The 21884-nt window shown below is 67.2% G+C and carries 24 protein-coding genes and 1 pseudogene; 12 read left to right on the forward strand and 13 right to left on the reverse strand.

All coding sequences use genetic code 11. The annotated features are described in order from the left end of the window. The first annotated feature begins 89 nt into the window (after positions 1–89). The gene (locus tag ACYQ8K_RS12370) at positions 90–440 is read left to right on the forward strand and encodes a DoxX family protein (protein ID WP_459969275.1); all 351 of its coding nucleotides are present in this window, start codon (positions 90–92) and stop codon (positions 438–440) included. 12 nt (positions 441–452) lie between these two features. On the opposite strand, the gene ACYQ8K_RS12375 is transcribed toward ACYQ8K_RS12370, so the two are convergent. Both ACYQ8K_RS12375 and pncA read right to left on the reverse strand, forming a co-directional pair. Beyond that, positions 453–1253 carry a ketosteroid isomerase family protein gene (locus tag ACYQ8K_RS12375; RefSeq protein ID WP_459969277.1) on the reverse strand — a complete coding sequence of 267 codons (801 nt, stop codon included), beginning with the start codon at positions 1251–1253 and terminating at the stop codon, positions 453–455. After that, the gene (pncA, locus tag ACYQ8K_RS12380; RefSeq protein WP_459969279.1) at positions 1253–1813 is read right to left on the reverse strand and encodes a pyrazinamidase PncA; all 561 of its coding nucleotides are present in this window, start codon (positions 1811–1813) and stop codon (positions 1253–1255) included. Before pncA ends, ACYQ8K_RS12375 begins: the two co-directional genes overlap by 1 nt. A gap of 101 nt (positions 1814–1914) precedes the next feature. Here pncA and ACYQ8K_RS12385 point away from each other — a divergent pair, with 101 nt between their 5' ends. After that, entirely contained in the window at positions 1915–2982 is a 1068-nt protein-coding gene (locus tag ACYQ8K_RS12385) for a DoxX family protein (protein ID WP_459969281.1), read from the forward strand. Here ACYQ8K_RS12385 and ACYQ8K_RS12390 read toward each other — a convergent pair whose 3' ends face one another. The 5 genes from ACYQ8K_RS12390 to ACYQ8K_RS12410 form a co-directional block, all read right to left on the reverse strand. Beyond that, on the reverse strand, positions 2983–3561 hold the full coding sequence (locus tag ACYQ8K_RS12390) for an AAA family ATPase (RefSeq protein ID WP_459969283.1): 579 nt from the start codon (positions 3559–3561) through the stop codon (positions 2983–2985). 24 nt (positions 3562–3585) lie between these two features. Further along, positions 3586–3975: a TA system antitoxin ParD family protein gene (locus ACYQ8K_RS12395; RefSeq protein WP_064881567.1), complete on the reverse strand. Its 390-nt coding sequence runs from the start codon at positions 3973–3975 to the stop codon at positions 3586–3588. A gap of 68 nt (positions 3976–4043) precedes the next feature. Next, positions 4044–4538, reverse strand: coding sequence for a gluconokinase (locus ACYQ8K_RS12400; protein WP_459969285.1), 495 nt, complete (start codon positions 4536–4538; stop codon positions 4044–4046). Further along, on the reverse strand, positions 4539–6551 hold the full coding sequence (locus ACYQ8K_RS12405; protein ID WP_459969287.1) for a DUF7064 domain-containing protein: 2013 nt from the start codon (positions 6549–6551) through the stop codon (positions 4539–4541). It abuts the gene before it with no gap. An 18-nt stretch (positions 6552–6569) separates the two neighbouring features. Further along, positions 6570–8087 (reverse strand): carboxylesterase/lipase family protein, encoded by a 1518-nt coding sequence (locus ACYQ8K_RS12410; protein WP_459969289.1) that lies wholly within the window; start codon positions 8085–8087, stop codon positions 6570–6572. 79 nt (positions 8088–8166) lie between these two features. Here ACYQ8K_RS12410 and ACYQ8K_RS12415 point away from each other — a divergent pair, with 79 nt between their 5' ends. Then, the gene (locus tag ACYQ8K_RS12415) at positions 8167–8841 is read left to right on the forward strand and encodes a hypothetical protein (protein WP_459969291.1); all 675 of its coding nucleotides are present in this window, start codon (positions 8167–8169) and stop codon (positions 8839–8841) included. On the opposite strand, the gene ACYQ8K_RS12420 is transcribed toward ACYQ8K_RS12415, so the two are convergent. Both ACYQ8K_RS12420 and ACYQ8K_RS12425 read right to left on the reverse strand, forming a co-directional pair. Then, on the reverse strand, positions 8831–9799 hold the full coding sequence (locus ACYQ8K_RS12420) for an SDR family NAD(P)-dependent oxidoreductase (RefSeq protein WP_459969292.1): 969 nt from the start codon (positions 9797–9799) through the stop codon (positions 8831–8833). The two genes, ACYQ8K_RS12415 and ACYQ8K_RS12420, sit on opposite strands and share 11 nt — an antisense overlap. After that, a complete protein-coding gene (locus ACYQ8K_RS12425; RefSeq protein ID WP_459969294.1) occupies positions 9796–11010 on the reverse strand; it encodes a cytochrome P450 in 1215 nt (404 codons plus the stop codon). The genes ACYQ8K_RS12420 and ACYQ8K_RS12425 overlap by 4 nt, the downstream gene beginning before the upstream one ends. A gap of 92 nt (positions 11011–11102) precedes the next feature. Between ACYQ8K_RS12425 and ACYQ8K_RS12430 the strand changes: the two genes are divergently transcribed. Next, on the forward strand, positions 11103–11732 hold the full coding sequence (locus tag ACYQ8K_RS12430; RefSeq protein WP_459969296.1) for a TetR/AcrR family transcriptional regulator: 630 nt from the start codon (positions 11103–11105) through the stop codon (positions 11730–11732). Positions 11733–11738: 6 nt separating this feature from the next. On the opposite strand, the gene ACYQ8K_RS12435 is transcribed toward ACYQ8K_RS12430, so the two are convergent. The 3 genes from ACYQ8K_RS12435 to ACYQ8K_RS12445 form a co-directional block, all read right to left on the reverse strand. Further along, positions 11739–12362 carry a hypothetical protein gene (locus ACYQ8K_RS12435; protein ID WP_459969298.1) on the reverse strand — a complete coding sequence of 208 codons (624 nt, stop codon included), beginning with the start codon at positions 12360–12362 and terminating at the stop codon, positions 11739–11741. 142 nt (positions 12363–12504) lie between these two features. Continuing rightward, the gene (locus ACYQ8K_RS12440) at positions 12505–13587 is read right to left on the reverse strand and encodes an NAD(P)H-dependent amine dehydrogenase family protein (RefSeq protein WP_459969300.1); all 1083 of its coding nucleotides are present in this window, start codon (positions 13585–13587) and stop codon (positions 12505–12507) included. A 64-nt stretch (positions 13588–13651) separates the two neighbouring features. Further along, a complete protein-coding gene (locus ACYQ8K_RS12445) occupies positions 13652–14440 on the reverse strand; it encodes an SDR family NAD(P)-dependent oxidoreductase (RefSeq protein ID WP_459969302.1) in 789 nt (262 codons plus the stop codon). Between the two features lie 205 nt (positions 14441–14645). Here ACYQ8K_RS12445 and ACYQ8K_RS12450 point away from each other — a divergent pair, with 205 nt between their 5' ends. Next, on the forward strand, positions 14646–15245 hold the full coding sequence (locus ACYQ8K_RS12450; protein ID WP_459969304.1) for a TetR/AcrR family transcriptional regulator: 600 nt from the start codon (positions 14646–14648) through the stop codon (positions 15243–15245). A gap of 21 nt (positions 15246–15266) precedes the next feature. Here ACYQ8K_RS12450 and ACYQ8K_RS12455 read toward each other — a convergent pair whose 3' ends face one another. Beyond that, complete coding sequence (locus tag ACYQ8K_RS12455) at positions 15267–16367, reverse strand: NAD(P)H-dependent amine dehydrogenase family protein (protein ID WP_459969306.1); 1101 nt, start codon at positions 16365–16367, stop codon at positions 15267–15269. Between the two features lie 317 nt (positions 16368–16684). On the opposite strand from ACYQ8K_RS12455, the gene ACYQ8K_RS12460 reads away from it, so the two are divergent. From ACYQ8K_RS12460 to ACYQ8K_RS12490, 7 genes and pseudogenes are all read left to right on the forward strand, one after another. Beyond that, complete coding sequence (locus tag ACYQ8K_RS12460; RefSeq protein ID WP_459969329.1) at positions 16685–17332, forward strand: hypothetical protein; 648 nt, start codon at positions 16685–16687, stop codon at positions 17330–17332. A gap of 188 nt (positions 17333–17520) precedes the next feature. After that, positions 17521–19050: a MorD protein gene (locus ACYQ8K_RS12465; RefSeq protein WP_459969307.1), complete on the forward strand. Its 1530-nt coding sequence runs from the start codon at positions 17521–17523 to the stop codon at positions 19048–19050. A gap of 22 nt (positions 19051–19072) precedes the next feature. Further along, a complete protein-coding gene (locus tag ACYQ8K_RS12470; protein ID WP_459969309.1) occupies positions 19073–19873 on the forward strand; it encodes an AAA family ATPase in 801 nt (266 codons plus the stop codon). Between the two features lie 16 nt (positions 19874–19889). Continuing rightward, complete coding sequence (locus tag ACYQ8K_RS12475; RefSeq protein ID WP_007770904.1) at positions 19890–20018, forward strand: hypothetical protein; 129 nt, start codon at positions 19890–19892, stop codon at positions 20016–20018. Further along, positions 20015–20710: a hypothetical protein gene (locus ACYQ8K_RS12480; protein ID WP_459969311.1), complete on the forward strand. Its 696-nt coding sequence runs from the start codon at positions 20015–20017 to the stop codon at positions 20708–20710. Before ACYQ8K_RS12475 ends, ACYQ8K_RS12480 begins: the two co-directional genes overlap by 4 nt. Positions 20711–20724: 14 nt before the next feature. Continuing rightward, positions 20725–21147 (forward strand): hypothetical protein, encoded by a 423-nt coding sequence (locus ACYQ8K_RS12485; protein WP_459969313.1) that lies wholly within the window; start codon positions 20725–20727, stop codon positions 21145–21147. A gap of 13 nt (positions 21148–21160) precedes the next feature. Beyond that, positions 21161–21808 (forward strand): annotated as a pseudogene (locus ACYQ8K_RS12490) (dihydrodipicolinate reductase); the annotation flags it as partial. Between the last annotated feature and the right edge of the window lie 76 nt (positions 21809–21884).

Below are 21884 nucleotides of genomic sequence, written 5' to 3' on the forward strand. Positions count from 1 at the left end.
ATGACCTTACCGATTGTGCGCCGCGGCGCGCACCGCACGCATTCGACCCGCCGCTGCGGAAATCGCTGCGCGACAAGGGATTGATCCGGATGAATACCGCACTTGTCGTGATCACGCTGATCACCGCCGCCATCACCGCCGCGATCGCCATCGCCGACCTCGTTCCGGCGCGATTCGTGCTGGCGAACTCCGCGCAGGTCGGGGTGCCGCGGTCGTGGTTGCCCGCGCTGGGCGCAGTGAAGCTGGCCGGAGCCGTCGGGATCGTCGTCGGCCTGCTGGGCCCGCGGGAGTTGGGCATCGCTGCCGCCGCCGGCCTGGTTGCGTTTTTCGTCGGCGCGGTGGCCACACACCTGAGGGCACGCGTCCTGTACAACATCGCGTTTCCCGGCGCGTTTCTGTGCCTGTCCGCGGCGTCGCTGGCGCTGATGGTGGTCCGGTGAGGCATGCGTGGGTCAGGCGGGAAAGTACCTGATCCGGTTGATCGCGTTGCCGCGCCACGCCACATCGGCGAACACGATGGCGCGCCCGTGACCCGAATGGAGCGACACCGCGACGGTGGGGCCCGCGCTGGTCATCTTTGTCGCGCCGGCCCCATCCAGCTGTTCGGCCAGCTCGGCCAGTTCCAGCGGGTCTCGATCGCCCAAAGTTATTGCGGCATCCGATGACACCAGCCGTGCCGCGGAAAACGTGTCTTTCCGCGCGACCGCGTCGAGGAACGTGGTGACCAGCCGCTGGTGACGCGCTCCCACTCGGCGGAAGCCGGTCATGAAACCGGCCGTCCCCCGCCAGCCTTGGTTGCTCACCAGCGCCTTGGACAGGTTCAGCGCGGGGCCCACCGCCCCGGAGCCGGTACGCAGGAACTGCACCATCATGGCGGGAAGCTCCCAGTAGGCCCGGAGTTCACCAATCTTCCACTCGCCGTTGGCTTCTCGAAGGTCATAGCGCAGGAACGCCGGAATGTACATCGTCACCGCCGAACCCATCGCCACCTCGAGCTCGAGGTCACGCAGCACCGCCGTGCCGACGACGATGTCGAGATCGCGATGGAACTTGATGTCACGCGGACCGATGAATGTGTCGTAGAAGCGGCCGATCTGGTCATGCCCCACGTGCGGACGCGAGCCCACCGGGTCCTCGATCCGGCCGTCACCGGTGAACAGTCCCACCCATGCGGCGCGATCGTGGGCGGCGGCCGCCTGCGGCGAGCGCTCCACGGCGGCCAGCAGCTGCTCCCGACCCAGCGGCACCACCATTACGGCCCCCCAACCAACTCGATGCCGGCGGAGCGCATTTCCGCCAGCGCCTCGGCAGCGGAGTCCACGGCCGCGGCAGCGGTCAGGCCCACCAGCACCCGGGTGGTCAGGCCCGCCGCCGCGGCGTCCTCGGCGGTTCGCCGGACACAGAAGTCGGTGGCGATGCCGACCACGTCGACCTCGTCGACCCCCCGCCGGCGCAACCATTCGAGGAGCGTCGTGCCGTTCTCGTCGACGCCCTCGAAACCGCTGTAAGCCGCGGCGTGAGCGCCCTTGCGAAAGACAGCGTCGATGCGCCGGATGTCCAAATCGGGCCGAAGATTCGCGCCCTCGCTTCCGGCGACGCAGTGCACGGGCCAGGAGGACGAGAAGTCCGGCCGGTCGGAGAAATGATCACCGGGATCGATATGGAAGTCCTGGGTGGCCACGACGTAGTGGTAGCCGGGGTCACCGGACAGATAGTCGTTGATCGCGGGCGCCAGCGCGGCGCCGCGGGCCGTCGGCACCGAGCCGCCCTCGCAGAAATCGTTTTGCACGTCGACGATGATCAACGCTCGCACGCGCTCCACCCTATCGGTGTGCACCTGTATGTCTATGCCGGTCTAGCTGGGGATATCGCCGCCACGGTTTGCTCGACAGGCAGCCGGGTAATACACCGGCCATGGTGCTCAGGAGAATCGCGCGACCCCTGTTATCAGTGGCATTCATCGGACAAGGAGTCAATTCACTGCTCAACCCCAAATCCGCGGCCGAGGCCGCGGCCCCGACGGTGGACGGTCTCCAGGCGTTGCCGGATTCGGTGAGCAGCAGCATTCCCAGCGACCCCGAGACGGTCGCGCAGATCACCGCGGCCGTTCAGATCGGCGGCGGCCTGCTGCTTGCCACCGGCAGACTCCCCCGCATCGCGTCGGCGGCGCTCGCGGTGACGGTGTTGCCGGCCAACCTTGGCACGCACTCGTTCTGGAACGAGAGCGACCCGGTGGCCAAAGCCCAGAAACGCCAACAATTTCTCACCGATCTCAGCCTGTTGGGCGGGCTGCTGATCGCGTCCGCCGACACCGCCGGTAAGCCCTCGCTCGGGTGGCGCGGCCGGCGCGCGGCGGAACGGCTCTCCGAGCGGGTGTCATCGGCGTTGCCCGGTTCGGCCGACTCAGGCTTCGATACCGATTTCTCCGAACTGGGTGAGCGGATCGCGCACGGCTTGCAGGTCGGCGCCGAGCGCGGCCGCGAACTGGCCAGCACCGCGGCCGAACGTGGCGCGCCCTACGCCGAGGCCGCACTCGAACGCGGCCGCGAACTCGCCAGCACTGCGGCCGAACGCGGTGCGCCCTATGCCGAGGCCGCACTCGAACGCGGCCGCGAACTCGCCAGCACCGCGGCCGACCGCAGCCGGCCGTTGGCGAAGAAGGCGCGCAAGCGCGGCGAGGAATGGGCCGACGAGGCCGCCGACCGCGCCGCATACCTTGCCGAAAAGGCCCGCAAGCGCAGCGAAGAACTCGCCGACGAGGCCGCCGACCGGGCCGCGCCGCTGGCCAAGAAGGCCCGCAAGCGCAGCGAGAAACTGGCCAAGAAGGCGCGCAAACGAAGCGAGAAGCTGGCCAGCACGGCGCGGGCGCGCGGCGAGGAATTCGCCGAAACCGCCCGTCAGCGTGGCAGCGACCTGGCCGACACCGCGCGCGAGCGGGTCGGCAGTCAGGTCGACACCGGCCGCCGCAAGCTGTCCTGGTAGCTAGTCGGGCCAGCGCGCCCGCAGGTTCTCCGGCGTCCACCCCGGCCACTCCGGCGCACCGATGGTCAGGCCGCCGCTGAGCCGCGCGACGATGCGCGGGCCGCGCAGTCGGCTGTTGTCGTAGACCGTCGCGAGGTCAGACGAGGCGAGGGCCTCGGCGACCGGCGTCCACAACCGGCGGTGGCGCTCGCGGATCTTGACGTCCGGCACATCATGTCCGCCGGCCTGCACGCGGTGCCGGACGCGTTGCACCGCAAGGTCTTCCGGGATGAGCAGCACATGCAGCACGACGGTGAAGCCCGCCCGGCGCGCGGCGTGGAGAAGGTCCAGCTTCGAGGGATGGGAGAACACCGTCTCGGCGATGAAGGACCGACCCAGTTCAATCAGCTTGGCGCGCGTGTCGGCGGCGACACGCGCCGCGTCGTAGGAGTGCGAGGTGGGATCCTCGGGCCAGCGTTGCCTCGCGATCTCGTCGGCGTTGACCACGAGGCTTCCCGGCAACAGCGGCGCCAGGGTGAACGCGATGAACGTGGATTTGCCGGCACCGTTCGGCCCGACCACCAGGTCAAGTCGATCCATCGGGCCGCGTCGACGATCGCCGGGTCAGCGCCCGCCCGCGAGCACCACCGCGGCGCCGTCGGGGCGGTGCTCGACGATCTCGCCGTCGTCGTTGAGGGCCACCGTGGTGACCCCCTGCCCGGCCAGCGTCGCCCCGTAGTTGGTGCGCGCCAGGCTTTCTTCGATGGCCGCGGAGATCTCGGCGTTGAAGACGACGCCCTCCTCGACGGTGAGCTCGCCGGTCGCGAGCTGGCCGGCGAGGGCGGCTTCCACCCGCCGCCGCGACGCGGTGTGCTGGCTGGACACCGCGCGCCCGACCCGCGCCCAGTGGTCGAGTTGCTGCTTGGCCGAGCGGCTTTGCCGGGCACCCTCGGCGGCCGCGCTGTCCATCAGGTCGGATGCGACCCGGGTGACGCGATCGAGAGCCTCGGCCATCACTTCCTCCAATGCAACATTCCGTTACAGACCGTAGCATAATGCTACACGGCTGGGCCGGACCCGGTCTACCCGCGCGCCCGCACGACGGAATCCACGATCGTGTCGACGGCCGGACCGACGTCGACGCTCATGCCGGCCTCGTCGGGGCCGAGGGGTTCCAGGGACTCCAGTTGCGAGCGCAGCAGCGCGGCCGGCATGAAGTGATCGGTCCGGGTCGCCAGCCGGCCGCCGATCAGCTCCGCCGAACCCGAGAGATGCAGGAACTCCACCTCCGGGCAGTGCGCGCGCAGCTGGTCGCGATATTTCCGCTTCAGAGCCGAACAACTCACCACGGCGCCGTCGCGGTGGGCCGCCAGCCAGTCGCCGACGCGCTCCAGCCAGGGGTAGCGGTCGTCGTCGTCGAGCGGTTCGCCGGCAGCCATCTTGGCGATGTTGGCGGCCGGGTGCAGGGTGTCCGCGTCCACGAACGGGACGCGCAGGCGCTGCGCGAGCGCCGCCCCCACCGTCGACTTGCCCGATCCGGAGACGCCCATCACCACGACGGGGGCCGATCCGCTCACCTAGGCCTGTTCGCCGAGATTGCGGTTCCATTCCAGCCAACCCACACCGCTGCGCCCGTCAGCCGTGCTGATCGTGGCCCAGACGCGGGGGAACTGGCTCACCCGCCCGTCCGTCGCGACGAGCCGGACCGGCGCCTGTCCGCGCACGTTCACCTCCGCGGTGATCTCGGCCGGCGTGAGCCGTAAAGTCGCGTCGAGTGGTAACCCGTTGTCGGCGAACGATTCTCGCGAGTCAACGGCCTGCAATTCGGTGACCTTGCCGTCGGCGCCCTGTGCGTAGCCGATGCTGAACGCGGGGGCCCCGGGAATCCGGATGTTCACGCCGTGCAGATGAGTGCCGTCGTTCAGGTGCAGCGCGCTCCAGATCCAGTCCATGCCCCACCAATCGCGCACACCCCACGAGTGATCACGCTGCCCAGGAACGGATTCCAGCCGGTAGCCGGTGCCGCCGATTGTGATGTCACCCGAGACGGTGCATGGAATTTCGTAGCGCGTCGTCAGCCCGTACTTATACGGCGTGCCGTCGGTGGCCCACACCAGGTTCAGGGTCAACTCGACCGGGGTTCCGGGCTCCCCGCGCAGCAACGCGGACGGATCGGCGTAGGCCTGGCCGCGCGCCCGCACGTCGACGCGGTAGCTTTGCAGCGGCACCTCGGCGGAATGGCCGAGTTCGAAGTCCTCGGTGCGCACCGCCCACGGGTCCGACGGCAGCGGCACTTGCGCGTCGACGGCGACGGTCGGCATGTCGGGGCCGCACAACAGCACGTGCACCCAAGCGGTCTGTTCGTTGGCCACCCGGCCGAGCCGGAACCAGCCGCCCAATCCCTGTGCGGCGTCGGCGAAGTCGGCGTACCAGCTCTCGCTCCACAGCGGTTCGGCGGTGGGATCGTGGGCGCGTTCGTCCTCGTCCGAGGGCCGCAACGGCTCGGGCGCGACCGGTGCGGGCAGCGTCGACAGCGCATCCGTGTCGAGCACATGGTCGCAGTGCCGTTGCAGCATCGTCATGAACATCCGGTCGCCGCGGTCGGTGCGCTCGACCAGCATGGGCGAGACGATCGCCATCATCACGCCGAAGAAGCTCTGCCGGCGGACCCCGTCGGCGACGTCGGCCAGGGTGAGCGGCGCCTGCGGACCCAGCGCCTCGTGGTAGGCCCGCAGCAGCGCGTCGTAGTGCTGCCGGCGGTGCTCGGTGGGCAACGCGCCGCCGAGGAAGTAGGCCAGGTCGGTCAGGGCCGGACCCCAGGACACGGTCTGCCAATCGACCACCGTCAGCGCGCGATCGGCGCCGTCGGTACCGAACAGCATGTTGTCCAGGCGGTAGTCGCCGTGCACCAGGCCCTGGAGGCGGCCCCGCTCGGGCGCCTCGGCCTCCTGGCCCAGGTAGCCGTCAAAGGCGGCCACCAGGCGTTCGCACACCACGCGGTGCTCCGGCGCGATCTGCTCGCCGTAGCGGTCGACGAAACCCGCATACAGCGGGGTGATCATGGCCTGGTTCAGCGGAGGCTCACGGTTGAGCCAGGGCGCCTCGGCCAGCGAGGCGTCCCCGAGCAGCGGCCCGTGCAGCCGCCCGAGTTCGACGGCCCCGAGGCGAGCCTGTTCGACTGTGGCGCCGGCGATTTCGTCGCCGACGACGGCCGGCCCGGCATCGCCCAGCAGCAAGTCGAACACACCCGTCGAGGTGTCCACCGCCGCGTGGTAGCAGGGCGCGATGGGCCCACCCAGCCGCGGCGCGATGTCACCGTAGAAGCGCACCTCCCGCTCGTAGAGCCCCAGCGCCAGCCCGGTCTGCCGGCTGATCGGGTCGGTGGCCGCGACCTTGAGCACCACCGACTCGGGCCCGTCCGAGGGCCCCTCGGCATAACTGAGCCGGACGCGGTAGCACTCGCTCATCTGGCCGGTACCGATGCGCTCCACCGAGAAGTCGGCGATGGGCCCGGTGCCGATGACCGCGGCCAGCCAGGAGGCGGTGAGGTCACTGGGTTGTTCGATGACTTGCTCGGTCTCGGCATGCATGAGGGTTAGCGTGCCAGGTCAACGCGCCAGTGAGAAGCCGTCCCAGGCCATTCGGCGATGCGGATGCGGATCGAACTCGACACGGGACTTGCGGTCGAAGACCATCACGGCCCGGTCGTCGGCGGTGTAGAGCGGCCAGTCCTCCCCCGGCACGCCGGTGCGGCTGAAGGCCCGCCAGCGCCGCTGCACCTGATTGCTCACCCGCAACGCGGCCCGCCGGTCGGCCGCCGCAGTCAACAACGCACCGAACCTGGTGCGGTAGACGTCGAAAACCGCGAGCAACTCGGTGGCATGGGTGGCTCCGAAACCCGACCAGCGCAACGTGCGCGGGGCGTAGTCGTACCGGTAGAGGTACGTGGGCGCGTGCGCGCCGTGGGCCTCCGCGATCTGCCAGGCCGCCGACGCGAACGCGAAATCACCGCCGAGCTGGATACACGCCGCCCGCTCGGGATAGTCGGGGTATGCGGCGGTAATGCGTTCGCGGATGGCGGGTTCCGCCTCGGCGAGCAGCTCTTCGACCATCGTCTCGTTGGTCGGCAACATCGCCAGGAACCGGGTGAACAACCGACCTTCTTCGGCGTTGGTGCCCACGATCAGCGGGACACGGTGGGCCTCGCCGCGCCGCATCGCCTCCACCGGATCCAGCGGCAGGATGTCGTCACCGAAGACGGGGCCGATCGGGAAGGCGCCCAACCTGTTTCGCATGCCCTCGTCGATCAATTGGTGCTGGGTTTCCACCAGTTGGGCGGCCGACACCGACATCAGCGCGTTGGCGGCGTCCTGCCTGCGCACGCCGAGCAGGTTGGCGAAGCGGTTTGCGAACTCCGCGGCAACCTCTTTCGACCGCACCAGGCCCGAGGCCGGGCTCTCCGAGATCGCCCGGGCGAACAGGCCTTTGGCGGCGGGCACCGCCAGCAGTGAGGCCGTGATGCACGCGCCGGCGCTCTCGCCGAAGATGGTGATGTTGTCCGGATCGCCGCCGAATCCCGCGATGTTGTCGCGAATCCACTGCAGCGCCAGCACCAGGTCGCGCAGGTACAGGTTGCTGTCGATGGTGATCTCCGGCGTCGACAGGGACGAGAAGTCAACGCACCCCAGCGCGCCCAGCCGGTAGTTCACCGACACGTACACACATCCCCGGCGTGCCAGGGCGGCGCCGTCGTACAGCGGCGTCGCCGAGCTGCCCAGGAAATAGCCGCCGCCGTGGATGAACACCATGACGGGCAGCGGTCCCTCGACCGCGCCCTCGGGCGCCACGACGTTGAGGGTCAGGCAGTCCTCGCTCATCGGCTGGTAGCGGCCGCCCAAACCCGACATGCCGAGCAGGGTGTAGCGGCGCTGTTGGGGCGCGCAGTTGCCGAAGCCGTGGCAGTGCCGGACACCCGACCACGGCTGGGCCGGCCGCGGCGCGCGGAAGCGCAGATTTCCCACCGGTGGACGGGCATACGGGATCGACCGCCACCGGGTGACCCCGTCGCGGGTGAAGCCTTCGACGGTGCCGATGGCCGTGCGTGCGCGGACAATGCGCTGATGCATAACCCGACGGTAACCGACATGACCGTCGTAACGCGCGCGCAGCGCCTTAATTGCCCGGCGCGGCGGTTAGCCTGACTGGATGCGGATAGCTGCGATGATCGCCGCGTCATTACTGGTCGCCGGGTGCTCACACGCCACGGGCGGTCATTCGGAGCCCACCGGGAGCACCACGCAGGCATCGACCGGCGCCGCGGCGCCGGGAAGCACCTCACCGGGACACCCCGCCGCTCCGGGCGCGGGAGCGGCAATCTCCGACGTCATCGCGTGGATCGAGGCCGGCCACCAGGCCGATCCGGGCCGTTTCCACACCGCCACGCGCGACGGGGCGGCCACGCCGCTGGGCGACGACATCGCGCTGACGGCGATGGCGGGCAAGGTCTCCTGCATGACCGATGCCAGACACACGGGCGGCGCGCTGGCCTGCCTGGTGAGTCTGACCAACCCGCCGCCGGCGCCCGCCACGGCCTACGGCCAGTGGCAAGGTGGCTGGATCGGCTTTGATGGGGTGAACCTTCAGGTGGGATCCGCCCGAGCCGATCCCGGTCCGTTCATCAACGGCAACGGCCCGGAACTGGCGAACGGGGATTCGTTGTCGTTCGGCGACTACCGGTGCCGCGCCGACCAGTCCGGTCTGTATTGCGTGAACTATGCGCACCAGTCGGCGGCCAAGTTCAGCACCGCCGGCATCGAGCCGTTCGGCTGCCTGAAGCCGGCGCCACCACCGGATGGTGTCGGCTCGGCGTTCAGCTGCTGAGGCCGGCCATGATGGTCGCGAAGAGCTCGCTCATCTCGTCGGCGGTTCCGCCCGGCACTTTATAGCCGGTTTCGTCGCGAATTTCCGCGAGGTGATCCCGCACGTCCTCGATGGACAACCCGGGGCGGTAGAAGCCCTTCGTCCTGCCGATGAAGAACCGTGAAACGTGGCCTGCGCCAACGGTGTAGATCTCGCCCGACACCGGACACTCACGATGGGTCAAGAAGGCGGCCACCGGGGCGACCAATGCCGGATCGAGCTTCTGAAGGTATTGGCCCGCAAGGTCATCCAGCACGGCCTGCGCGGCGGGATCGTCCGGCTGCGCGGCGCCATCCACGGAGTGCGCCAACATCCGGGTGTAGGCGATCGGGGCGACGGCATTGACCTTGATGTTGTGGTCGGCGCCTTCGGCGGCCAGCACCCGGGTCAGACCGATCAGCCCGGTCTTGGCGGAGCCGTAGTTGCTCATGCCGGCCGCCCCGAGTATCCCTGCGGCCGAACAGGTATTCAGGATGCGGCCATATCCCCGCTCGCGCATGACCTTCCAGGCCGGCCTCGTGACGTAGAACGCACCCTTGAGATGCACGTCCAGCAGCGGCTCGAACCGCTCCGCGGTCATGTCCTCGAACGGCGCGTCCCCGACGATGCCGGCGTTGTTGATCACGATGTCGACTCGCCCCCACGCGTTCAGCGCGGTGTCGACGATCGCCTGTCCGCCTTCGGGACTGGTGACGCTGTGAACGTCTGCCACGGCGTGACCGCCCAGGTCGCGGATCTCGGCGGCCGCGGTGTCGGCGGCCTGGGTGTCGATACCGTCTCCGGTCACCGAGCCGCCCAGGTCGTTGACCACGATGCGCGCTCCACGGGAGGCGAGCAGCAGCGCGTACTGCTTGCCCAAACCGCCACCGGCGCCGGTGATGACGGCGACTTGGTCGTCAAACCTCAGCTCGCCGGTCACCAGCTCACCGGAAGTTCTTTCATGCCATAGATGTTGGCGTCTTTGAACCTCAGCTGCTCAGGCGGCACCGCCAGTCTGAGCCCGGGCAGGCGGCGCGCCAGCGTGGCAAACGCGACCTGCATTTCGACGCGGGCCAGGTTCGCACCGATGCATTGATGCACGCCGTAGCCGAAGCCCAAGTGCCCGCGGGTGTTTCGGTCGACGTCGAAGGATTCGGGATTGTCGACGAACTCCGCGTCCCAGTTCCCCGCGAGCAGGCTCATCATCACGTACTCCCCCGCGCGAATCAGCTGGCCACCAATCATCAGATCTTCGGTCGCGATGCGGTCGACCTGGCTGTGCACAATGGTGAGGTAACGCATCAGCTCTTCGACGGTGTTGGCGATGACGGCCGGGTCGTCGCTCTGTCCGAGCCGCTCGAACACCTCCGGATGTTCCAGCAGCGCAACCGTTCCCAACGAGATCATGTTGGCGGTGGTTTCGTGGCCGGCTTGCATCATGATCACGCCGTTCATGGCCGTGGTGGCATGGTCGAGTTCACCCGTCGCCACGTATTCGGTGACCAGCCGGCTGATCAAGTCATCCCCGGGCTCGCGCGCTTTGCGCTCCACCAGTTCCTGGATGTAGGCGTACATCGCTCCGAACGCCTGTCCCTTTTCCGCGTCGGTGGATTTCTGGTCGAGCCCCTTGGTGGTGTTGAACTGGAAGAGTTCGAGGTCTTCGGGTGGCACCCCGAGCAGCAACGCGATCACCATCGACGGGACCGGCAGGGCGAATTCACGCACCAGATCGGCCGGCGCGCCGCTCTCGATCATGTGGCCGAGGTAGTGGTCGACCCATTGCTGAATGTGCGGTCGCATCGATTCGCAGCGCCGGAAGGTGAAGTTGCTCGTCATCATGCGCCGCAACCGATGATGCTCGGGATCGTCGGTCCGCGCGAACATCACCGGGACCTTGTTCTCCTCGTCCTTGGGCATGATCGAATCCGGAATTGTCTTCGCGGACAAGCGCGGATCGACCAGCGCCGCCCTGATGTCCTGGTAGCGGCTGACCACCCAGACGGGGTTGCCCTGGAACATCGCCATTCGGAGTCCGGGTTGTTCCCGCCAGTCCCCGAACTCGTCCGGGGGCGCGAGCGGGCAGCGTGCGGGACGCGCGATGGGCAGCACCGGGAGATCGGCGTCGGAATGCACTTCGGAAGTTGTTGACATGCCCCATGTTTCCTGTTAACTGTCAGCCGTCTGCCAGTTATAGAGCGTAAAGCGGCCGTTGTTGGCAGTCAACCGTCAGTTACTCTGTCAGGGTGACCGCGGTGGAAGACCGGCCGTTGCGGGCCGACGCGGCGCGCAACGTCGAGCGCATCCTGCGCGCGGCGCGCGAGGTCTACAGCGAGCTGGGGCCCGACGCCCCAGTGGAGGCCGTCGCCCGCCGGGCGTGTGTCGGCGAGCGAACCCTCTACCGCAGGTTTCCGGCCAAGGCCGACCTGGTCCGCGCCGCCCTGGATCAGAGCATCGCCGAGGACCTCACCCCGGTGATCGACAAGGCGCGCCGCGCCGAGGATCCGCTGCGCGGTCTCACTCAGCTGATCGAAGCCGCGATCTCGCTGGGCGCGCGCGAACACAGCCTGCTGACCGCCGCGCGCCGGGCCGGGTCGCTCACGTCCGACGTTTCGGTGTCGCTCAACGACGCGCTCGGCGAGCTCGCCCGCGCGGGCCAGCGGGCCGGCCGCGTCCGCGCCGACCTGGTCACCGACGACCTGCCTCGCCTGATCGCGATGCTCTTCAGCGTGCTGTCGACTATGGATGCGGGCAGCGACGGCTGGCGACGTTACGTCGCCCTCGTGGTCGACGCGATCTCGGTCAACGACCGTCAGCCGCTGCCCCCAGCCGCCGCCTTGCGCTACGAGGTGCAGCCGGACAGCTGGCCCCTCTGACCAGGCTCAGCTAGCCGGCAAGCCCGCCTTGACCGCGTCGTCTTGCTTACGGGCGAGATCGAGCATGATGTCGGCCGGCGTGGGATTGCCGATGACACAGTCGGACTCCAGGTCGACCATTGCCCTGCCCTCGACGAACACCGCCTCGGAGATCTCCATTGGGTTGGCGGGATCGGTTCCCTGTCCGATCACCATGAACCCGTTGGTGCCGACGTCGATGGGCTGCTGTTGCCCATTGACCTTCTTGCCGACGACGTCGCGCATGTTCGCCGCGGTCTGGGTGGCCGTGGCCGCGTCGGGAAACACCGCGATCGTGTCGATGATGGTGCGCTTGCCGTCGGGGTTCTTGAAAACCTGTCCGACGCCGGTGATGCCGCTGGGATTCTGGGTCGGCGGCCCGTCAACGGTGGCGTTGGGGCCCACATCGCTGGGCTTGATCAGCAGGTTGCTGTAGTCCGCCGGCGCCCCGGGCGACGCCGGCGCCGCGCTGGTCGGTGAGCCCGGCGAGGCGGCCGAGCCGGACGATGACGCCGAACCCGATGATGCCGTGGGACTCTTGCCCCCGCCGCAGCCCATCACCGTCGCGCCGATCAACAGCGCGGTAGCAGTCAAGCCGAGCACCGTCTTCATAAGGCTCTCCTTTGAGAAGTCAGCTCTTGTGTATCCGTTACCGCGCGCGCCGGCGGTGCGAACACGCAAAATTCGGCCGCCGGAGGAATGTCCACCATCCAACAGGCAGCCTATGGGGTTGACGCGATCGCGGTAAGGGTGGCTAGCGTTCTTTCCACATCACGCCGCGCATGGTCGCCGAGAGCGGAATGTCCTCGACGCCGATGAGCCCCTGGGGCGCGCGGCACACCCAGTCGATAGCGTTGACGACCCGGCCGGCCGTCGAAATGCACCCGGCATCAGTGGAATCGAACAACGGGTGGGAAACGTGGGTGTTGATTTCAACCCGCGGCTCGCCCTCCACGACGACGCGATGCACCCCGGTGTGACCATCGGGCGGAAATTCCCAGTCGGGCGCGGCGGCCTGGGTGAGCCTGGTGACGTGCTCGAGGGTGATGACGGGTTCGCCGTCGCGGACGCCCTCGGTGGCGAAGCGCACCGCGGCCATCTGCCCCGGCTCCACCGTCATCATCGTGCAGTCGATGCGTTCCGGCGTGAACCAGCGTTCGATGCGCTGGCGCACGTCGTCGAGCTCGACGCCCAGATTGTCCGCCAGGCTGCGGACCTGACCACCCCACATCGCCACGATCACCCCGGGCAAAAACATCATCGGCGAGTCGTCGTCCGGAGTGGTTCCGAAACCCATTGCGGCACCGGTGAACTCGGCGTCGTCGTAGTTGCCGTAGTCGAAGATCTCCTGCACGGTGATCGAAGAGACCCGGGTGGCCAGGCTGACCGCCGAGTGCACCAGCGTATCGCCGGAGAACCCGGGGTCGATCCCATTGACGTACAGCGAGGAGTTGCCGGACGCGCAGGCGCGCTCGAGCGGTTCCCGCAACCAATCGTCGGCGTGGCGAGGCGTGACCAGCCAGACCATCGACGTGCCCACCACGTTCGTGCCCGCGGAAAGAAATGTGGCCATCTGCTCGATGGCTTCCATCGGCCGGGTCTCACCCTGCGATGTGTAGACGACGCAGTCGGCGCCGAGGGAAACCAGTGCATCGATGTCGTCGGTGGCGACGATGCCGGTCGGTTCGTCGAGCCCGCACAACTGCGCCGCGTCCCTGCCGACCTTCTCGGCGCCGGCGGCATGCACGCCGACCAGTTCCAGGTCCGGCCTGCCGATGATCGCCCGCAACGAATGCCGGCCAACGTTTCCGGTGGAGAATTGGATGACTCTGCGCACGGCTGCCTGGTCCTTCCGGCGGTGGGTGACGACCCATCATGACGCGTTCGAACGCCGCGCAGGGTCAGTAATCCGGTATCGGCAGCGGCGAGTTGTTCGAGTCGATGCCACCGTCGACGTGAAAGATCGCGTTGGTCGCGTAACAGTCGCGCGTGCAGAGGTACACCGTGAGCCGCCCGAGGTCCTCCACGTCGCCGAGCCGATGCAGCGGCGTGGCCTCTTGCATCTTCTCCAGCGAGCCGGGCATTAGGTCCAGGCTGCCCCGCAGGCCGTCGGTGGCGAAAGAGCCCAGGGCAATGGCGTTGACGCGGATCTTGGGCGCGAGTTCCTGGGCCATAGCGCGGGTGAGCGCTTCGAGGCCACCCTTCGCGACGCAGTACGCCGTCAGCGCCCGGATGCCGAACCGGGCCGACCCGGACGAGATGTTGACGATGGAGCCATGTCCCGCGGCGAGCATGTGCGGCGCCGCGAGCTGGCTCATGATGAACGCCGACGTCACGCACCAGTCGAAGGTGTGCCGGAAATCCTCGTCGGTGATGTCCAGGAAACGCGCATAGGTGGACCCGCCGACATTGTTGACCAGAATGTCGATGCGGCCGAAGCGCTCCATGGCGGTGTTCACGACGCGCTCTCCGTCCGGACGGCTCATCGCATCCGCTACCAGCGCCAGGCCCTTCCCACCCGCGGCCTCGACACCGTCAATCGTGCCAACGATGTCCGCTTCGGTGCGTGCGGTCCCGACGACCGTGGCCCCCGCCTCCGCCAACACCCTGGCAATGCCGGCCCCGACACCCTTCCCGGCGCCCGTGACGATGGCAACCTGTCCGTCCAGCTGGAATTGCTCCAACGCCATGCCGGGCTCCCTCGTGAGTGTGCGCGCCGTTCAATCTAGGAACATTACTGACTAAAGTCAACGAATATCCAGGGCGGATGTCGGTCGCAGCGGGTTACACCCGAGAATGATCAAGTTATGCAAGCGTTTTTGGCGGCGGCACGGCATAATGGTCGATTGAGCCTGGCCGCTTTGGCACGAGTCAGGTCAACCGTGAGGAATGACAATGGCTGTGACGGACCGGCTGTCGGCGCGAGAAGCCAAACGCCTGCAGACACGGGAGCGTTTGATGGGCGCCGCGATCGCCGAGTTCGCTCGCGCCGGCATGGCCGAGGCCGACGTCAGCGCGATCGTCGCCGCCGCGGGAGTTGCCCACGGGACCTTCTTCTTTCACTTCCCCACCAAGGAGCACGTGCTGCTGGAGCTGGAGCGCCGCGAGGAGGAACGGATTGCCAAGCAGTTCGCGCAGTACCTCAAATCCAAGCACGATCTCGCTTCCGCGCTGAATGAGGCAGTCCGCCTGGTGGTCGGATTGGAACGCCGGCTGGGCGACCTGCTCTTCAATGACTTTCTCGCGCTGCACTTCTCCCAGACCCGCCCGCAGACCGAAGACGGCCGGGACCACCCGTTGATCGTGTTGGTCGCCCGGGAAATCGAGCAGGCCCAGGAGCGTGGCGAGACCGACCACGAGGTCAATTCCATGAACAGCGCGGTGTTCTTCTTGCTGGGCCTCTACGCGCTGTTGATCACCACCAACCACTGGCCCACGGGGCATGCTTTGCTCGAGGACTACGTCGCGAGGACCCTACGCAGCCTGAAGCCCTGACGTTGCAGCGGCTTACGCGCGCTAGCGGACCACGCCGAGCAACGGCACCAGCCCGAGCTCCTTGTGGGTCAAGAATCCCGGTGCGGCATCACACACGGCCGGAACGGTGTTCGCCGGGCCCATCGCGGTCCACGTGTAGCCCGGCTTGGGGTAGTTGCCCTGGGAGTCCGCCGGCGCCTGCAGGATCAGCTCGGTGGGCTCGTCCCCCTCGATGACGATGCGGTAGTGATAATGCCCGCCCCAATCCGGTTGCGGCTCAATGGAATCGTACGAGTCCATGGTGTACATCTCGTGGAAGGTGATGAGGGGCTTACCGTCGACCCACGTCGTCCACCTGTGATGCTGCGAGGCGACGGTGCCCTTCTTGATCGTGCCCTTGAAGCCCGGCATGTCACTGGACGGCCCGCCTTCAAAAGGAATGTCGCGAGTAGCCGTGCCCAGTTCGACGTCCGTCGTGTACTTGTCCACCGTCTTCCCGAAGCCGTCGACCACCATGGCCATCGACTGGGCGAACAGTGGCCACGCGTTGCCCAGCAGGTTCGGTCCGGCCATGAATTCCTCGGGGTCGCTTCCCATGCCCATCTCGTGCAGGTACTTCAGCGTGTCCTTACCGAAGTTCACCACCTCGTAGATGTGGATGGCGTCGATACGGCTGACGATCCGGGCCAACGTCAGGACCAGCAGGTCTCCCGCGAAACCGGGGTTGACACCGCCCGCGTGAAAAGACGTTCCGCCCTCGTGACAAGCCGCGTCGATCTTGTCGATGTCGGCCTTGCTGTGCTCGGTGCGATACCACCACGCGCCACCCGAGGCGACGACGTTCTTCCCCCCACGCAGCAGCCGGCAGACCTCGTCGGGATCCGACCACAACGGCGCGTAGAAGACGCAATCGGCGTCGAGGGCTTCGATCGCCGCCTTGTCGGTGGTCGCGAGCACCCCGATCGGCGCGGTGCCGGCCAGTTCTCCGGCGTCCCTGCCCACCTTCTCCGGACGGTTACAGAGCACGCCGACCACCTCGAAGGCGGGGTTGTGCGCGAAGTGCCGCAGTGCCACCGTCCCGACATTGCCCATGCCCCACTGGATCACGCGATATTTCTTCTCGGCCGGCGATGTCAGGGTCATTGCTACTCCTTTGCGTGGCCGCAACGGCTGAGCGCTCGCTGAGCGTAGGCGTCCCCGCAAGCTGTGTCAACGGTTCCCGGACTGACTTCCGTCAGTAGATATGGTTCAGCTGTACGTGGTTTACCGCAGTACCTGGGCTAATTCCACCAGCGTGCCGTCGGCAGGCGGACTCGCGGCGACGCCTTCTGCTGACTACAGTCAGCCTGTTATAGTGCAAACGCCGATCCAATCAGTGTCGACGACGGGGAGGGTTCGTGAACCTGCCGAAGCTCGAGTCAACCGGCACCGCGCAAGCGAGTCTGACCATCGACGAGCACATGGAACGCTCGCAATTCGCGCAGCGCCAGGCCGACAAATGGCTCATCTCCGGCAGTCTGCTGATCGGCACCGCGGCCCTCGGCGTCTTCGGCCTACCGCTGTTCGGATGGGGAGTGCGGTTGCTGCGCCGGGCCCAACGCGAGGGCCTCTCGGTGCGGCCGATGCTGGTCACGCTGCTCGGCTACCTCGTCATCATCGACGCCGCGATCAACACCGTCGGCTGGGCGCTCGACCTGGTGGCAAACCACACCATTCTGGCCCGCGTGCTGCTCAACGGCTGGGGCAACATGTTCGACGCCGGCTACTTCTGGCACTACAACGAGCTCTGGATCGGCGGCGCGGCAGGCCCCGGTGAAAAGGCATTGGAAGTCGGCTTGATCCTGACCGTCTTCACCATGCGAATCGCCGCGGCCATCGGCTTCCTGCAGATGAAGCGCTGGGGCCATCAGTGGATGGTCATCACCTGCTGGATGGGTGTGGTCATCTGGATCACCTACGTGTTCAACATGACGATGTTCGCCGACGTGCGGTTCGCCGGAGTCGTGCTACCGGTCGTCGGCTGGTGGCTTTACGACATCTTCTACATCACCCCATTCCTGGCCATCCCCTATCTGCACACCGTCAACCGCGAACTCTTCTCCGACTGACATGCGCGAGCTGAAATCCATTACACCAACGAGGAAGTCACATCATGGGTTATCTATGGGAGATCCTTCGCTACGTCGCCGCATGGGGCGGAACGGGCCTGATCATCTGGTTCTGGTACTGGCTGTTCTCCAACATCGGCACGTTCTGAGCGACGGGCCGGGTGGGCAAGACGCGCGGGATTCGTGCCATGGCTGACCAAACCGATGCGCACGCGATGGCGCTGGAACGCAGCTGCGCCGTGACGGCGGTCGCGCTGAGCGAGCAGCGCCGCGAAGGCGTCCGGCTCGTCACGGGCGAGCGGCGCGGCTTCGGCCTGAACGCGGCGCTCACCTTCGTCCACGTCCCCTATCCCGTGCCGCCCGAGTGGACACGCCGAACCCTCACCTGCGGTGTGGCCCTGCAATGTTCACCGTCGAAGGAACGCGTCACCGACTATCGCCTCAACGAGCTCACCGCGCGCGAGCTGAGTGCGCTCACGCTTGTCGAGGCCGGCGTCGCGCTCGGCTGGATTGCGTCGCGGTGGCCGGGCCTGCTCCCCGAAATGCACAGGCTCCTCCCCGACCTGCACGCCGAGGCCGGCGGCCTGGACGGTGCTGAGATGCTCAACCGGGCAATCGCATTGGCGGCAAGCGGCCGGCCCTTGCCGATTCATCCCCTGCTGGGCTCGTTGCCCGTGGCGTACACCGCCCCGCACGGACTGGCCGACAAGCTGCGGCGCAGCTTCGGCAGGATGCCATGGACCACAACACAAAAGTGCCTGCCGCGACCGTACTCGGTTCCGGTCGGCGGTGACGGCGGCGTCCGCAACCCCAACCTGCCGCCGCCGAGCCGGCCACAGGACAACGATCTGGACGTCACCCCGCAACATCGGCCCGGGATCCCCTATCCCGAATGGAACATGTGGACACAGCGATTCATCCAAGACCACGTCGCGGTTGTCGAACACGCCGACGGCCGGCACGCCCGGCGCCCGGTGCCGGTGGCCGTCGACGTGCGCAAGTGGTTCGAAGAGCACACCCACCGCGCGATGACGAACCGCCTCGAAGACGGCTCGGACCTCGATGTCGACCAATACGTCAACCACTACATCGATCTCGCGACCGGCGAGGCCAAGGAGCCGAAGGTATTCCGCGACCTGCTGCCCAGCAGCCGCGACGTCACCACGGCGCTGCTGCTCGACGGCAGTTCGTCGTTGGGGGTGCACGGGGGGCGCGTATTCCAGCTGGAATTGTCTTGTGCCGATGCACTTTCGCGGGCCATGACGCTGGCGCACGAACGACACGGTGTCTTCGTCTTCACCGGCAACACTCGTCATCGAGTCGAAGTCCGCTGCCTGAAGGACTTCGAAGACCGGCGGTTCGCACCGCCGAGCGGGCTCGGCCTGTCCACCAGGGGATACACCAGACTCGGTGCGCCGCTTCGCCATGTGACGAGCCGGTTGCTGGCGCAGGCCTCCGAACGCCGGCTTCTGATCGTCATCGGCGACGGGCTGATCTCTGATGAGGGATACGAGGGCCGCTACGCGTGGGCCGACGCTGCGCACGCGGTCGAGGAGGCCAACGAGGCCGGGGTGTCGATCTACTACGTGGGGGTGGGGCCCACCCGCGTCGATCCCCTGCCCGAGGTGTTCGGGCCGCGCCGGTCGCAGCGGATCCGGCGCATAGAGGAACTGCCCCGGGTATTGGCCCATGTCCATCGCGAACTGGTCGCCGCGTGAGCGCCTGCCACCTGAGGAAGAGATGACCACCGACACATACTTCGCCAACGGCAACGAGGTCCAGCTGTTCGAACAGGCCTTCCGCCAACGGATTCCGGTGATGCTCACCGGCCCGACCGGCTGCGGCAAGACCCGCTTCGTCGAGCACATGGGCTCTTTGCTGCAGCGGCCCGTGGTCACCATCAGTTGCCACGACGACCTCACCAGCTCCGACCTCGTCGGCCGCTTCATGGTGACCGGCGGCGACGTGGTCTGGACCGACGGCCCGCTGACCCGGGCCGTCAAGGCCGGCGCGATCTGCTATCTCGACGAGGTCGTCGAGGCCCGGCACGACTCGCTGGCGATCCTGCATTCGCTCACCGATCACCGGCGCTCGCTCTACCTCGACCGGGCCGGCGAGGTGGTGACGGCGCCGGAGGAGTTCATGTTGGTGTGCTCGTACAACCCCGCCTACCGCAGCTCACTCAAGGAGCTCAAACCGTCGTTCCGCCAGCGGTTCGCCACGCTGGCGATGCACTACCTGCCGCCCGACCGCGAGGCCGAGGTGATCGTCGCCGAATCCGGAATTCCTTTGGCCACGGCGCAGCGGCTGGTCGGATGCGCGGTCGCCATCCGCACCGCCGACGAGGCCTTCCACTTCGAACCCCCGTCGACCAGGGTGCTGGTCACGGCCGCCCAGTTGATCGCCGCCGGGGCAACCGAATTGGACGCGGCCGACGCCTGCATACTCGCGCCGTTGAGCACCGACGGCGCCGTCACCGACGGCCTCCGCGAAGTCGCGGCCGCCAGCCTGGGCGCCGCCGGCGCATCGAACAGTCCTTAGGAAAGGAGCAACGGGCATGGACCGACAAGAGGAGAAGCGCAAGAGGGCGCTCATCATCTTCCAGATATTCATCTACGGCTACCTGCTGGCAATGTTCGGCGTCCAGCTGTACATGTCGTTTGCGCGGGGGTGGTGGGATCTATGACTCTCTCTGCCGCGCAAGCGAGTTCGGTCGGCCTCGAGGATCACCACGACGAATCCCGCCAGGCTCAGCGCCGCGCCGATAAGTGGATGATCGTCGGCGCCGGCCTGATGGGGATGTGGGCGCCGGGCCTGATCGGCTTTCCCATCTTCATGCGCGGGGTGTGGCTGCAGCGCCAGGCCCTGCGCGCCGGACTGTCTGTCCGGCCCATGATCGTCACCCTGATCGGCTATCTGGTGCTGATCGACGGAATGCTGAACAGCCTGGGCTGGGCCCTGGACCTGGTGGCCAACCACACGCTGATCAACCGCGTGCTGATGGTCGGCTGGGGCAACATGTTCGACGCCGGCTATTTCTGGCACTACAACGAACTTTGGGTAGGGGGCGCCGCCGGTCCGGGCGAGAAGGCCTATGTGGCCGGGCTGATCCTCACGGTCTTCTCCATGCGGGTGGCCGCGGCGATCGGCTTCCTGCAGATGAAGCGGTGGGGTCATCAGTGGATGGTCGTCACGTGCTGGATGGGCGTGGTGATCTGGTCGGCCTACGTCTTCAACATGACCATGTTCGCCGACGTGCGGTACGCCGGAGTCGTGTTCCCGGTCATCGGCTGGTGGCTCTACGACATCTTCTACATCACCCCGTTCCTCGCCATCCCCTATCTGCACACCGTCAATCGCGAAATCTTCTCCGACTAGCAAGGAGTCGTGCCATGACAAGCCCTTCCGTACCGGCGTCCGCCGAAGACAAAGACCCCGAGCTCGAGCCGGGGACGACGCCGTACTACGCGCGGATGCACAAATGGATCAAGCGGGCCGTGTTGGTGTGCCTGGTGGCCCTGGTGATCGAGGGGGCCTTCACGCTGCCGTTCATGGCCGTCTACTACGGCTACCCGACCCTGAGCCTCACCCAGATCTGCAGCGAACTGCTCAAGATCCGATACTCCAACGACACGCTGGAGTGCAAGTACCCCTACCCGCCGTTCGGCCCGCCCGAGGGCGCCGAGGGCAAGGCGACCGCGCAGGACGTGTGGGGCATCCAGCCGATACCGAAGTATCACCGGCTGGGATTCCGTGAACTCGTCAAGATCCACGACGAGCGACTGGCCCGCCAGCACGCCGCGTCGCACCCATGATCGGTTTGGCGCCTTGACGTATCGGGTCGTCCAGTGGACGACGGGTAACGTCGGCAAGAGCTCGGTCAAAGCGATAGCCGCGAACCCGACGCTGGAGCTGATCGGATGTTATGCCTGGTCGCCGGAGAAGGCCGGGTGCGACGTCGGCGAGCTGTGCGGCATCGAGCCACTGAACGTCAAGGCCAGCAACGACATTGACGCGCTGCTCGGGCTCAAGCCGGACTGTGTGGTCTACAACCCGATGTTCGCCGACGTCGACGAGCTGGTCCGCATCCTGAGCGCGGGCGTCAACGTGGTGGGCACCGCCGGGTTCATCACCGGCCACTTCCTCGGCGCCGGACGGGATCGCATCGCGCGGGCCTGTCAAGACGGCGGATCGACCATCTTCGGCAGCGGCATCAACCCCGGTTTCATCCAGCTGTTCGCCATCGTGTCGGCGGGGCTCTCCGACCGGGTGGACAAGGTCTCGATGCTGGAATCGGTTGACACCACGATCTACAACTCGCCCGCCACCGAGATACCCATGGGATTCGGCTGTCCCATCGATCAACCGGATCTTCCGGCCATCACCGAGACGGGCTCCGGCATCTTCCGCGACGGCGTGCTGCTGATCGCCGAGGCGTTGGGCGCCGAGCTGGACGATGTGCGCTGCGAAGTCGACAGAGAGAATGGGATGTCGCTCGCGGCGGTGGTCTGACTCTGAAGTCCATTGACGCCGCTTGGTTGTCCTTGCGTGG

The sequence above is a fragment of the Mycobacterium sp. MUNTM1 genome, from assembly GCF_054660795.1.